Origin of the sequence: Clostridium algoriphilum (genome assembly GCF_020443705.1) — a bacterium.
Classification (GTDB): domain Bacteria; phylum Bacillota; class Clostridia; order Clostridiales; family Clostridiaceae; genus Clostridium_AD; species Clostridium_AD algoriphilum.
In genome coordinates this window covers 59,291-72,680 of record NZ_JAIZZK010000013.1, presented here as the reverse complement: position 1 = coordinate 72,680, position 13,390 = coordinate 59,291, and the positions used below count along the sequence as shown (strand labels likewise).

Annotated in this window: 15 protein-coding genes; 10 read left to right on the top strand and 5 right to left on the bottom strand. The window is 29.0% G+C overall.

Annotated elements, in window-relative coordinates; translation table 11 throughout:
• Positions 1 to 36 precede the first annotated feature (36 nt).
• The 3 genes from LGK95_RS11185 to LGK95_RS11175 all read right to left on the bottom strand — a co-directional run bounded on the left by LGK95_RS11185 (position 37) and on the right by LGK95_RS11175 (position 1,862).
• Positions 37 to 603: a sugar O-acetyltransferase gene (locus LGK95_RS11185; RefSeq protein WP_226124870.1), complete on the bottom strand. Its 567-nt coding sequence runs from the start codon at positions 601 to 603 to the stop codon at positions 37 to 39.
• 34 nt (positions 604 to 637) lie between these two features.
• Positions 638 to 1,147, bottom strand: a complete 510-nt coding sequence (locus LGK95_RS11180) for a DUF2179 domain-containing protein (RefSeq protein ID WP_226124869.1) — start codon at positions 1,145 to 1,147, stop codon at positions 638 to 640.
• A 259-nt stretch (positions 1,148 to 1,406) separates the two neighbouring features.
• Complete coding sequence (locus LGK95_RS11175) at positions 1,407 to 1,862, bottom strand: hypothetical protein (RefSeq protein ID WP_226124868.1); 456 nt, start codon at positions 1,860 to 1,862, stop codon at positions 1,407 to 1,409.
• Between the two features lie 232 nt (positions 1,863 to 2,094).
• Between LGK95_RS11175 and LGK95_RS11170 the strand changes: the two genes are divergently transcribed.
• The 7 genes from LGK95_RS11170 (at position 2,095) to LGK95_RS11140 (ending at position 9,140) form a co-directional block, all read left to right on the top strand.
• Positions 2,095 to 2,529 carry a MarR family winged helix-turn-helix transcriptional regulator gene (locus LGK95_RS11170; RefSeq protein WP_404814422.1) on the top strand — a complete coding sequence of 145 codons (435 nt, stop codon included), beginning with the start codon at positions 2,095 to 2,097 and terminating at the stop codon, positions 2,527 to 2,529.
• 35 nt (positions 2,530 to 2,564) lie between these two features.
• Positions 2,565 to 4,004, top strand: coding sequence for an MFS transporter (locus tag LGK95_RS11165; RefSeq protein WP_226124867.1), 1,440 nt, complete (start codon positions 2,565 to 2,567; stop codon positions 4,002 to 4,004).
• Positions 4,005 to 4,321: 317 nt separating this feature from the next.
• Positions 4,322 to 5,554: an aminopeptidase gene (locus LGK95_RS11160; RefSeq protein WP_226124866.1), complete on the top strand. Its 1,233-nt coding sequence runs from the start codon at positions 4,322 to 4,324 to the stop codon at positions 5,552 to 5,554.
• Between the two features lie 205 nt (positions 5,555 to 5,759).
• On the top strand, positions 5,760 to 5,927 hold the full coding sequence (locus tag LGK95_RS11155; protein ID WP_226124865.1) for a zinc-ribbon domain-containing protein: 168 nt from the start codon (positions 5,760 to 5,762) through the stop codon (positions 5,925 to 5,927).
• A 192-nt stretch (positions 5,928 to 6,119) separates the two neighbouring features.
• Positions 6,120 to 6,869 (top strand): hypothetical protein, encoded by a 750-nt coding sequence (locus LGK95_RS11150; RefSeq protein WP_226124864.1) that lies wholly within the window; start codon positions 6,120 to 6,122, stop codon positions 6,867 to 6,869.
• A gap of 202 nt (positions 6,870 to 7,071) precedes the next feature.
• On the top strand, positions 7,072 to 7,746 hold the full coding sequence (locus LGK95_RS11145) for a response regulator transcription factor (RefSeq protein WP_226124863.1): 675 nt from the start codon (positions 7,072 to 7,074) through the stop codon (positions 7,744 to 7,746).
• A gap of 20 nt (positions 7,747 to 7,766) precedes the next feature.
• On the top strand, positions 7,767 to 9,140 hold the full coding sequence (locus LGK95_RS11140) for a sensor histidine kinase (protein WP_226124862.1): 1,374 nt from the start codon (positions 7,767 to 7,769) through the stop codon (positions 9,138 to 9,140).
• 92 nt (positions 9,141 to 9,232) lie between these two features.
• On the opposite strand, the gene LGK95_RS11135 is transcribed toward LGK95_RS11140, so the two are convergent.
• Positions 9,233 to 9,397, bottom strand: coding sequence for a hypothetical protein (locus LGK95_RS11135; protein WP_226124861.1), 165 nt, complete (start codon positions 9,395 to 9,397; stop codon positions 9,233 to 9,235).
• 217 nt (positions 9,398 to 9,614) lie between these two features.
• On the opposite strand from LGK95_RS11135, the gene LGK95_RS11130 reads away from it, so the two are divergent.
• Both LGK95_RS11130 and LGK95_RS11125 read left to right on the top strand, forming a co-directional pair.
• The gene (locus LGK95_RS11130; RefSeq protein WP_226124860.1) at positions 9,615 to 10,340 is read left to right on the top strand and encodes a hypothetical protein; all 726 of its coding nucleotides are present in this window, start codon (positions 9,615 to 9,617) and stop codon (positions 10,338 to 10,340) included.
• Between the two features lie 41 nt (positions 10,341 to 10,381).
• The gene (locus tag LGK95_RS11125) at positions 10,382 to 10,801 is read left to right on the top strand and encodes an acyl-CoA thioesterase (protein WP_226124859.1); all 420 of its coding nucleotides are present in this window, start codon (positions 10,382 to 10,384) and stop codon (positions 10,799 to 10,801) included.
• 138 nt (positions 10,802 to 10,939) lie between these two features.
• Here LGK95_RS11125 and LGK95_RS11120 read toward each other — a convergent pair whose 3' ends face one another.
• Complete coding sequence (locus LGK95_RS11120) at positions 10,940 to 11,548, bottom strand: 3'-5' exonuclease (RefSeq protein ID WP_226124858.1); 609 nt, start codon at positions 11,546 to 11,548, stop codon at positions 10,940 to 10,942.
• 167 nt (positions 11,549 to 11,715) lie between these two features.
• Between LGK95_RS11120 and LGK95_RS11115 the strand changes: the two genes are divergently transcribed.
• Positions 11,716 to 13,389 carry a sensor histidine kinase gene (locus LGK95_RS11115; RefSeq protein WP_226124857.1) on the top strand — a complete coding sequence of 558 codons (1,674 nt, stop codon included), beginning with the start codon at positions 11,716 to 11,718 and terminating at the stop codon, positions 13,387 to 13,389.
• Position 13,390: the final 1 nt, after the last annotated feature.

The following is a 13,390-nucleotide window of genomic DNA, read 5'->3' as shown; positions in this document are numbered from 1 at the left end:
CTCATCTACTTTATTAGTGATTTAATGTGAATTCTCTTATAAAGTTTTAGCATTAATATATTTCAGTATTTTACAAGGATTTCCTACAGCGACAACATTAGCTGGTATATCCTTTGTGACCACACTACCAGATCCAATTACAGTATTATCTCCAATAGTTACACCTGGATTTATTATAGAGCCACCACCAACCCACACATTGTTTCCTATAGTAACGGCCTTTGTATAATCAGCATTTTTGGGTCTTAACGTAGGATCAACTAGATGAGTTGCAGTATAGATACATACATTAGGAGCAAATAATGCATCATCTCCAATTTTAACAAGTCCATCGTCTAGGATTAAGAAATTAAAATTAGCATAGAAATTTTCACCAATTTCTATATTGGTTCCATAATCACAATGAAAGGGAGGTTCTATTTCAAAATTTCCACCTATTTTTCCAAATAGTTTCTTAAGAATATCTATTCTCTCGGTAGTTTCTTCGGGGTCAGTATTATTATATAATTTTGTAAGATGCCTAGCTTTATTTCTTAATAATACTAGATCTTTATCATAGGCATTATATATTTCACCATTTAGCATCTTTGTTTTTTCACACATTTTATACACTCCTTATCCAATTACATATTTAATATTATTTTCTAATTCCATATCCACCATAAATAGTTTTAGTATCTGCTAGTGAAATTACAGCATTTATTTCAGAATTTTCTATTACTCTTAGTATTTCAGATTTTCTTTTTCTCTTAACATGTAGTATAAGCATTTTTTTTTCTTCTTTTAATCCCTCTGCTTCAATAAGCGTAACGCCAACATTTTGTTTCCTCAATATTTTAGCTAATTCTTCGCCATCTTTAACAGACACTATTGCGTTTATTGTCATTAATCCTAATGCTAATTTATCTTCTAAAATACAACCTATGTAATTTCCACATGCAAAACCTAATGCATAAGTAACCATTTTAAATGGTTGTTCATTTATTCCAATAAGCACTGTGCCAATTACATACAACCATATAAGTACTTCAAAAAAACCAATAATAGCACCATAGAATTTTTCACCCCGAGTTATAAGTACTATTCTAATTGTGGTTAATGAAACCTCAATTATTTTAGCAAAAAAAATAAGAAAATAACTAAACATACGCAGCCCCCTTTTATATGTATTTGTTGCTTGTATGTTTTTTACTATATAGTATAATATGCTCCACTTAGGGTGGATTTACAAGGCTTATTCATAAAAATTCATAAAAATTTATATATATTTAATTATATGAAATAAATTTTGAAAATTGTAAAAGGAGCTTTTCTAGTAATCCGAACCAATAGAAATAACCCAATGTGTTTTTGAACTCAACATTGGGTTATATAACAATGAAAAACTTAAAACACCTAAGTAAAAATTATTCTTCTACATTGTCTCTTGTTGTCATAGGCATCATAGAATTCATTTGATTCATTGCCATCATCTGATTTATTTGCATCATATACATCATAGGATTCATCTGCATCATCTTGTCCATTGGCATCATTTGCATCATTTTCATCATCTGATTCATTTGCATCATATACATGGCAGGATGCATTTGCATCATTTGATCCATAGGCATCATCTGCATCATAGGATTCATTGGTGCCATTTTATTCATTGGCATCATCTGCATATTAGGATCTACTGGTAACATCTTATCCATAGGCATAACCTTCATATTAGGATCTGTCGGAGCCATTTTGTCCATAGGCATCATATTCATATTAGGATCTAATGGTGCCATATTGTCCATAGGCATCATTTTCATCATCGAATCCATTGACCTCATATTTTTACATCTCATTGTATTCATTGAATAAGTTCTCATAAAAATCTCCTTATATAAGTTTTATACATTATATTATTATGACAGTATACATTTTATGTTACTAATTCTTACAAGTTAATATAATTCATGAGCATTTTTATAGGAGTAAAGGTTATATTTATGTAAAGACATTAATAGTTGACAAGTCAACAAAATCTCTTTATAATAAGGTTGATAAGTCAACTATATTACTGGAATTTCTAAGGTAGTTAACATAAGGTGGTGTCAAATTTTGAAGGAAGATATAATGTATTTAATTAAGCTTAACAATAGAATATTCAGAACTACGCAAATTTATTTGGATAAGGTACTAAAACAATATGAATTAAGTAGTGGTTCTTATCCATATTTACTTATACTAAGGGGAAACGAAGGGATTAGCCAAAATAAAATAAGCGGAGAAATAGGTTGTGATAAGGCAATGTCAGCTAGGACAATAACGAAACTTATAAAACTTGGATACTTAGATAGGAATAAGGATGAAACTGATTCTAGGGCCTACAAATTATATTTAACAGAAAAGGCAAAGGTTATAATCCCAAAAGTTCTTGATGAAATTCATAAATTGGCTAATTTAATAACAAGTGATTTAAATTACAATGAGAAGGTTATTACCATAGATTCATTGAATAAAATTCTAAATAATATAAAAATGATAAAAATATAGTAATTCTTAAATATAGGGATAAAAGGAGAATGTAAATGGAGTCAACAAATGATAGTAATTATAAAAATAGATGGGTAATTCTATTTATAGTTGTAATGGTAACTTTTATGTGTACATTAGATAGTAGTATCGTAAACGTAGCTTTACCTGGAATGGCTAAATCTTTAAATGTAACATCAGCAGGTATCCAATTGGTAGTAACAAGTTATTTAATTGTTATTTCAGCAGCTATATTAGTTTTTGGTAGATTGGGCGATATACTTGGTAAAACAAAGGTATTCAAGTTTGGCATAGCTGTATTTACAGTAGGTTCTCTATTTTGTGGGATAACAAGTTCGCTTACAATCTTAGTTATAGCGAGAGTTGTCCAGGCAATAGGTGCTGCAGCTACTATGGCAAATAATCAAGGGATTATCACTGCGGTTTTTCCAGCTAATGAAAGAGGCAAAGCATTAGGAATTACAGGAACGTTTGTGGCTCTTGGAGCAATGGTAGGGCCGGCACTGGGAGGATTTATAGTAGATGCCATCAGTTGGGAATATATATTTTTAATAAATATACCAATAGGTATAATAACATTATTCTATGGAGTGAAAATACTTCCTAAAGCACACAAAACAGAAAAGGTGAAATTGGATGGACTTGGAGCAGTATTATTTGCATCGGCTATAATTCCTCTATTTGTAGCATTAGGAAAGGGACAAGAAATTGGTTTTTTGCATCCCATAATTTTGTTTGCATTCTTGTTTTCTATTGTTTGCTTCATTGTATTTATTATTGTAGAAAAGAAACGTGAAAATCCTTTATTAGAGTTAAAGATATTTGAAAATAAATTATTTTCACTCTCTATTTTCTGTGGATTTATATCTTTTGTATCTATATTTTGCTCAATTATTATTCAACCTTTCTATCTTCAAGACGTACTAAAATATTCGCCTGCATTCACTGGGTTAATACTTATGGTATCTCCTTTAATTTTGTCTGTTGTCGCACCAATTAGTGGTCATCTGTCAGACAAAATAGGATCTGAGATTCTAACTTTTATAGGTCTTGTAATTACGAGTTTAGGGTTACTATTAATGTCAACTCTAAATGAGCAAACTAGTCTGATGAGTATGTTGTTTTATATAGCAGTTATGACCCTTGGAAACGGCTTATTTCAGTCTCCTAATAATTCTTTAATAATGTCTACAGTACCAAAGGATAAACTAGGTATTGCAGGAAGTATTAATGGGCTTGTAAGGAACCTTGGGATGGTATGCGGAATAGCTTTATCAACGGCTCTCTTGTATAACAGGATGAGTCATAAAATTGGTTATCGCGTAACAAATTATATAGTAGGAAGAAATGATGCATTTATATATGGAATGAGAATTGTATATATAACTGCCTCGGTTATTTGCTTAGTTGGTGCTGTGTTAACTTTTAAAAGATTATATGGTAGTAGATTAAAATCCGTAAAGGCAACTAATTAGTAAGTTGAAAATAGTTTAGACTTTAAATATAGTATATCCAAAATAAAAAGAGTTAACAGTATGTATAATCTTTTCAATGTTCTTATTTTCATTCTTTATGCGGTTTTAATTGTACAAACAAATTTTACATAAAAAGCAATTACATAGGAGGTATGTTTTTATTAACTCTATTTTTATGGTATAATTTTCTTAGACAATATGCATAATAAATTATAAACAAAGTTAATGGATTGTCTAAATTATATTTAAGTTGTGGAAGGAAGTGAAATTTAGTAAATTTGGGTACTTGTTGTACACTTAATTACTAATGTTAAATTATGAATGATAAATTGTTAGATAAATATGCTCTTTTACTTATAAAGACAGGAATTAATATTCAAAAGGGTCAAACACTTGTAATTAATTCACCTATAGAATGTGCTCCTTTTACCAGAATTGTTTCTAAAATTGCATATACAGAAGGTGCTAGGGATGTAGTTATAAACTGGAGAGATGAATTATCTTCTAAAATAAGATACATGAATGCGCCAGAGGAGGTTTTTGAAGAATTTCCAGAGTGGCAGAGAGATTTTTATTTATCAAATGCACGAATGGGAGCTGCATTTTTAAGTATATCAGCATCTGACCCTGAGCTTATGAAAGATGTTAATCCTATGAGAATGTCAAAATCAAATAAAGCAGCTAGCGTTGCAATAAAGGAATACAGAGACAGGCTTATGAGTAATAAAAACGTTTGGTGTATAGCATCAATTCCTACTATATCCTGGGCAAAAAAAGTTTTCCCTAAATTAGTAGAAGATGATGCAGTTGAAAGGCTTTGGAACGCTATATTTAAAACCGTAAGAGTTGATAAGGAAGATCCTGTTGCTTCATGGGAAACACATAAAAGAAATTTAAAGGCAAGTATGGATTTTCTAAACTCTAATGATTTTAAATACTTAGTGTATAAAAATTCTCTAGGCACAGACCTTAAAATTGAACTTCCGAGAAATCATATATGGCTTGGGGGATCAGATTATACACCAGGTGGCATAGAGTTTATAGCTAATATGCCTACTGAAGAAGTATATACACTTCCTAAAAAAGATGGAGTTAATGGAACAGTTGTAAGCTCAAAACCGTTAAATTATAATGGTAATCTGATTGAAAACTTTTCACTTACTTTTAAGCAAGGGAAAATCGTAGATTATAAAGCGGAAGTGGGTTATGATATTTTAAAGAGCATTATAGAAACAGATGAAGGATCTTACTATCTTGGCGAAGTAGCATTAGTGCCATATAATTCTCCAATATCAAATTCTAATATATTGTTTTATAATACATTATTTGATGAAAATGCTTCATGCCATTTAGCTATTGGAAAAGCATATCCAGTATGTATTAAAAATGGTGAGAATTTAAGTGGTGATGAACTTGCAAAATTAGGAGTTAATGATTCAATGATGCATGAAGACTTTATGGTTGGCACAGAAGACTTGAAAATAACAGGTATTACTGCAGATGGAAATGAAATATCTGTCTTTAAAAATGGAAATTTTGTATCACACTAGGTAAGAGAAATTAATATGTGAAAAGCAATTTAAATAGTGAAAAAATATTGTACATGGATTTTTAATATGTTAATATAAGTATATAATAGCAATTATTAATTGCTATGCAAAAAAATCTAATCTGATAACAACATATCCTCTTTTTAGGAACTTATTGTTAATCACATTTAGATCTTAATTTTCTTAAAAAGGAGGAATGTTAAAAATGGAAGACAAGAACTTAGTTTGTAAAGACTGTGGAAAAGGATTTGTATTCACTGAAGGTGAACAAGCTTTCTACAAAGAAAAAGGATTTGAAAATGAACCACAAAGATGTGTTGATTGTAGAAGAGCAAGAAAACAACAAAATGATAATTCATCTTTTAGAAGATAACATAAAAAAGCCTTATAAAACTCCGGTTTTATAAGGCTTTTTTATGCGCAAAATTTATAGCTTTTGTATAGATAATAATTTATAATCACATAATTTCACATAATATTAAGATATTTATTCGAAGTTTTCCTTCTATAATAATGTTAGTAACAAATACAATAACTTAATAAAATTATTTGAGGAGTGGATTATATGTTAAACTATAGAAAAATAATATTATCAACAACTCTAGCAATGGCAATAATAGCACCAACTGCTGTTTTTGCAGGGCCCTTAAAGGCAGATACACCTAATTATAAAATAAGCGTATGCGAGAAAGAGTGCACTAAATCAACTTGTAAAATGGACATGAAACAAAATAAAGATGATTCAAAGTGTTGTAAAAAAGATGATTCAAAGTGTTGTAAAAAAGATGATTCAATGTGCAATAAAAAAGATGAATTAGCAGCAAAATTAGAAATATATAATAAAACACTTAAGGATGCAGAAAAAATTGTACCAGGAACCACTGCAAAGGGCGAAGTTGTTTTAAAGCAAAGTAAACAATTAAAAAATCAAATTAAAGAGATAAAAAAAGAAAAAACACAAGCAGCTATATTACCATTAAAAAAAGAATTTAAGATTCAAATAACTGCTATAGAACTAAAAGTTGCAAAGGGTGAAATAACCGATAAAAATGCTAAAGACCAGTTACTAAATGCGCAACAAATAAAGAAAACAGAAGTTAAAAATATAAAAAAGCAATTTGAAAGCCAAAATAAACCAGAGAAACAAGCAATAAAAGTTAAAAAAGATGCAGTAAGTGAGAGTTTTAAAAACTTTACTATAGCTGTTAAATCAAAAAATGCTAAGACAATAGAAAATACCTTTAACATATATCTTCAAAATTTAAATAAATTAAATGGTATGTTAAGCCAATTAATTAGTCATATAACAGTATAATATATAAATAGAATAAAGTAAGAAAAGACTATATTTTTAATTAAATATAGTCTTTTTTTATTGATTTATAATGGAAGTATTATTGAACAAGGGAAAGTGTCGAGAATTAAATTTATTTGTATATAGTACGAACTGTATTATAATATAGATAATATTTATAAACAAACATAATTATATTAGTTGTATTTATCAGGAGGAAATTATGAATTATAGTATTTATTTAGTTGAAGATGAAGAAAATTTAAATAGCATACTTACATCATATTTACAAAATGAAGGATGGAGTGTTACATCATTTTTAAATGGAAAAGAAGCACAAAAAGAAATCCATAATGAACCACATTTGTGGATTTTAGACATTATGCTTCCAGATATAGATGGCTATCAGCTAATTAAAGAAATAAAAGGTGGCAATGAACTAACACCAGTTATATTTATTTCGGCTAGAGATGCGGATTTAGATAAAATTATAGGACTTGAGCTTGGGTCAGATGATTACCTAGCAAAGCCGTTTTTACCCAGAGAACTTATAATAAGAACGAAAAAACTATTAGAGAGAGTTTATAAAGAATCACCTACTAAATTGAATGAAAATAAAACTGTGCTAGGGTCTTATAAGATAGATGAGAATACTAGGGAAGTAAGTCTTAATGGAGAAGTAATAGAACTTACATCTAAAGAATTTGATTTGCTTGTCTTTTTCATAAATTACAGAAGTCAAGCGTTCTCTCGCGATCAAATCTTAGAAAGAGTTTGGGGAGAAGATTATTTTGGAAATGATAGAGTAGTGGATGATCTGCTTAGGAGACTACGAAAAAAACTGCCTTTACTAAATATAGAAACAATATACGGATATGGGTACAGGTTAGCAAGATAATGTATAGTAAATATAGCTTTATGAAAAACAAGTCTTTATTTTTTCAAATTGGAATTGTATTTGCAGGTATAATTATAGGGTTAAGTGTATTACTCGCTTTTTTATTTCCAATTATATTAAGAGAGTTTTTTACAAATGAGGTGTATAGCACTATTGAGGGTTCACAATATAATATAATTAATAGAAGGGTATCTAAAAATCTAGAAATGGAATATGAAAGTGAACAAGGTAATGATGTTGAACTAGATATACGGTCTGTTACTCACATTCAAATTCCAAATGAAGGAATTAGTGATGCGTCAAAGTTAAAAATCACTAAAGCGATAAACTCATCAGAGGTCGACTTAGGATTTGTTAAAGAAATAATTAGACAAGGAGAATCACAGAACAAATTAAGCAAAAGGTACGTAAAAAGAATAGGTAATAAAAATATTTTTTATGTTATTACTAAATATAAAAACAATAATAAATCAGGTTTTCTATTATCATACATGTGGGATACGTATAGAAATAATTTGCTAAAGACCTTGTTGCAAAAATTACTCATAATAACATTTATGGCAGTAGGTATTAGTTTATGTATAGCTTTAACACTTGCAAAATACATAACATCTCCTATAATAAGGCTTGAGAAAAATGTTAAGAAGATTGCCCGAAAACAATGGGACGAACCTATTATATTTGATAGGCAAGATGAAATTGGAAGTTTAGCAGGATCCATTGAACACATGAGGAAGGAACTTATCAAGAGAGATGACAGTCAACAATGGATGCTTCAAAATATTTCACATGAGCTAAAGACACCTGTGATGGTAATTAGGAGCTACTCGGAAGCGGTTGGGGATGGTATATTTCCTAAGGGAGACCTAAAAAGTAGTATGAAAATAATCAGTGATGAAGCGGAAAGACTAGAAAAACGTATAAAAGATTTATTATATTTATCTAAATTGGAATATTTATCAAAACATGTAGCAACATATGGAAGTATAAACATAAAAAAAATAATAGAGGATGTTGTGGATAAACTTAAGTTTACAAATGAAAATTTAAATTGGGAGCTAAAACTTTTGAATATAAATTTTAAAGGAATTAAAGACCAGTGGACTGTAGTAATTGAAAACATTTTAGATAATCAAATTAGATATGCGAGAAAAGAGATAAAGATATTTATCCACCAAAATGATAGGTATACATCTATTTGTATTCACAATGATGGAGAAAAAATACCGCGAGATGATTTTGAAAAGATTTTTAATAAATTTGAAAAAGGTAAGACTGGAAAATTTGGACTTGGTATGGCAATAGCTAAATATATAGTTGAGTATCATAAGGGAGAAATTTACGCGATAAATGAAAATAATGGTGTATCTTTCTATATAAAGATACCTATATAATATTAAAAATCTATATTATATAGGAGAACTAGATATATACTGTTAAACAATAAGGATCTAATTCCTTTTATCTTTCAAAGTGTAAATTTTAATTATTTATTATGCGATAATTTGGAACGTTTAGTAAATTTGTCATTATTTGCATCTATTTTTACACCATTTTCAATTCCTATATCACCACCGCTTTGTGGAAACATTTTTCTAAGTTCAGCATTGGTTTTTTTATCGGTCTTCATATGACTTTTATTATTGTCCATAAATATTCCTCCTTATATGGGTTATATAATATTAATATAACCATAATATTAAAAAATATATGTCCAGAAAAAATTACTACAAATGGTATAAAATATTATATATAGGTTAATATTTTTAAAAAATTGTATTTATGAATTTTAAGTAGATGTATAATATTAATATAAAACATTGTTATTTATATAAATTTAAAAATAATATAGAAGGAAGTGACGTAATATGCCTTTTAATGTATACGATAAAAATAAAAAATATTTAGGATTTATTCAATGTGCATATCCACAATATTCGAATGTATTTATGGCTGCTAATACGGATGTTAAATTAAATGAAAAGGATCTTCATATAAATACTGTAAAATCTGAGCTAGCTAGTTTTTTAGGTTGTAAAAGTATTTTAGGAAAAATTAATGAACCAAGACTGAACAAAAGTATAGATAATATTATTGCTAAAGAATTTGGTAAATTTAAAAACAATACTTATGAGGAATTATTGAAATTAGTATACCTTAGAATATTACGTGATGAAGATAATTTTCATTATAAAAAGATAGAAAAATCCCAAATTAATTCTTATTTTTTGGTGGATATTAGTAATGCGGTGATTGAAAATGATTCTATAATTATAGATGAGGAGATAGAAGATATTAGTAATGAAAAAATAGGGAATGATATTCCTATGATTGCAAAGATTACTGAATATCCTAGAATACAAATTGATAGTATGCTTTCAGGACAGGGATTGTTATTAGGTGCAGATCTTGAGGACTTGGTGGGAAGAACGCATATCCATAGGACTAAGTTAAAAATAAAATCAGGAAACTTTACTAGTAATCTTGATTTACCCGTTGAATTATACCTGAAAAAAGGTGACACAATTCAAATATATATACACAATAGAGTTATTAAAAGGATATTTTGTGATGGTATAATATATGAGTTTTAATTACTTATAAGATAAACACAACGCGGATTGGAGAAATGAATATGTATGTCAATGAAACAAAACTAAAAGTAAGGTATGTAGAGACAGATAAAATGGGAATTGTCCATCATTCAAATTACTATGCTTGGTTTGAAGTAGGGAGGACAGAATATATAACAGCGATAGGTATGACCTATAAAGAAATGGAACAAAGTGGTATTATGTTGCCGGTAGTTGAGAGCTCTTGTAAGTACAAAAAAGGAGCGAAAAACGAAGACATACTCATAATCGAAACTTTTATGAAAGAACTAAATGGGGCTAAAGTAATATTTAATTATAATGTAGTAAGAGAAGATGATGGAAAGATTTTAGCTAAAGGTAGTACAACGCATGCTTTTGTAAATGAGAGATTTAGAATTGTAAATCTCAAAAAAACTAATATAAAGGTATGGAGTAGGTTCCAAAAACTTCTTGAAGAATAATATACTATTTATACTTAAAAGTTTTTTTAGTATGCTATAACAAAAAGTATATATTACTTCAGTTGCGTTTAAATGCAGTCTAAGCAATATATACTTCTGTTAGCATAATATGATAAAAAGAGTAATCTAAGTAATAAATTATTTAGCAATTTTTGAAAAGTAATGTTTAGGAATGAAACCTTTCCTTATGCCTTCTGTAACTAGCAAATATGTTGCAGTAGTATCAAATCTGGCATCATGAAAATTCGATTTATCTCCAAAATACTCATTGCTTTTTAAATTTATTTGCGCTTCATTTAATTCAAGAAATTTAATGGCTTCTGATAATTTTGGATTTTTATGGCCTCCACGTGCAGTGAGAAGTTTACAGATATCTTTATAATATTTCATTGTACAAAATATATGTTTAGGAGTTAGACTATGCCCACAATTTTCAAGCTCGTGAGTTAAAAATTTTATATCAAAATTAACATTGTGTCCTATAAGAATATCTGCAGTTACAAAATCATCCCAAAAATCCTCGTAAGAATCTTCAAACGTTTTGCCATCGCTTAGATCAAATAAATCATCTACACTAAAACCATGCACTTCTTGTGCAGATGGTTCTATATAATCTACTGTGAAAAATATATTTTTACCTATAGTTTTTATAGGTTTATAATCAGTATCAACAAGGATATAACTGAGTTGACATATGTTCCCTGGCCTTATGCCAGTAGTTTCTGTATCAAAAAAAATCATTCTCATCAAAGGACCCTCCTGTAGCTATTAAATGTTTTTAATTAACTAATTGAAATGTTACATTAATTATAACATAGATTTTGTGCCTTTATGTATTATAGAATGTTGTATATAATATAAAATAGGAGCCTTTTTAAGTGAACGTGAATTTAGATGAAACGGGGGTTATATAAATGATTGAATTACTAAAAAGCCTTACTAATAATCTAGGTTATGTAATTCTTATTGCATTTATTGTTTCAAGAATAGGAAGCTTTAAAAAAATTGTTCAAAAAGATAAATTTAAAAAAAGAGATTTAATTATACTTTCAATAATTTTTGGTACATTTGGAATTTTAGGAACGTACACTGGGACACAGGTTAATGGAGCTAGTGCCAACACTAGAATTATTGGTGTAATGGCAGGGGGAATATTGTGTGGCCCATATGTTGGGATACTTGCAGGAGTTATAGCTGGAGTGCACAGGCTAATAATAGATATAGGGGGAATTACATCAATTCCATGTGCGATGACCACTATAATTTCAGGAATAGTCGCAAGCATGATATATAAAAAATCAAATGAAAATAACAAGTGGTTGTACGGGTTAATTAGTGGTCTTATAATAGAAATTTTGGAAATGGTTTTAATACTTGTTATGGCACATCCTTTTCACAGTGCCTTAAACATTGTAAAAAGCATATATTTTCCTATGAGTTTTACTAATGCCATAGGGATTTCAATTTTAATATTAATAATTCAAAAAATACATAGGGAAAAGGAAGAGGATGCAGCGAAACAAGCACAAATTGCTTTAGAAATAGCTAATAAAACCTTGCCCTATTTTAGAGATATGAATGAAAATTCATTCGAAAAAATATGTGGAATTATAAAAGATTCAATTCATGCGGATGCTGTAGCTATAACAGATAAGAAATATATATTAGCGCATGTTGGTGTAGGAGCTGATCATCATATAAAAGGGCAGGGGATTGTAACAGAGGCTACAAAAAAAGTTATTAAAGAGGGCGAATTGCTTTCTTTAACTAATGCAAAGCAGATAGATTGTCCTAACTTGAATTGCAATTTGAAATCTGCGATTATTGCTCCATTGAAGGAAGGAAATGAAATGATAGGTACATTAAAAATATATTATTGCGGTGAGGATGCAATTTCTTTTAGAAATATAAACTTAGCAGTAGGATTATCTCAACTTATTTCTACTCAACTAGAAATAAGCAAACTTGAAGAGCTAAAGCATATGGCAAATAAGGCTGAAATAAAGGCACTACAAGCTCAGATAAATCCTCACTTTTTGTTTAATGCACTAAATACTATAATTTCATTTATTAGAATTAATCCTAATCGGGCAAGGGAGTTAATTATAAATTTATCTACTTACTTAAGATATAATTTGGAAATGGGAGAAAATCACGTAGACATTTACCGTGAATTAGAGCAGGTAAAGGCATATATAGAGATAGAGAAAGCAAGGTTTGGTGAAAAACTTCATGTAATTTATAATATTGAAGAGAATTTAGACATTAAAATTCCAAGCCTTATAATTCAACCAATAGTTGAAAATGCTATAAAACATGGCATTTTAGAAGGAAGGGGATCTGGCAGCGTCACAATTGAGATTAAAAAAGTTACAAGTGAGGATATTGTGATAATGGTTGAAGATGATGGAGTGGGCATAACAAACGAAATTATAGAAAAAGTATACGCGGGAACAATGGAAGGTAATAAAATAGGTATATCAAATGTTCATAATAGGTTAAAATATATTTATGGTGAAGGATTAAAAATAGAAAGACTATCTAGTGGTACTAGAATCAATTTTAATGTAAGGAGAATAAAGGAGTGAT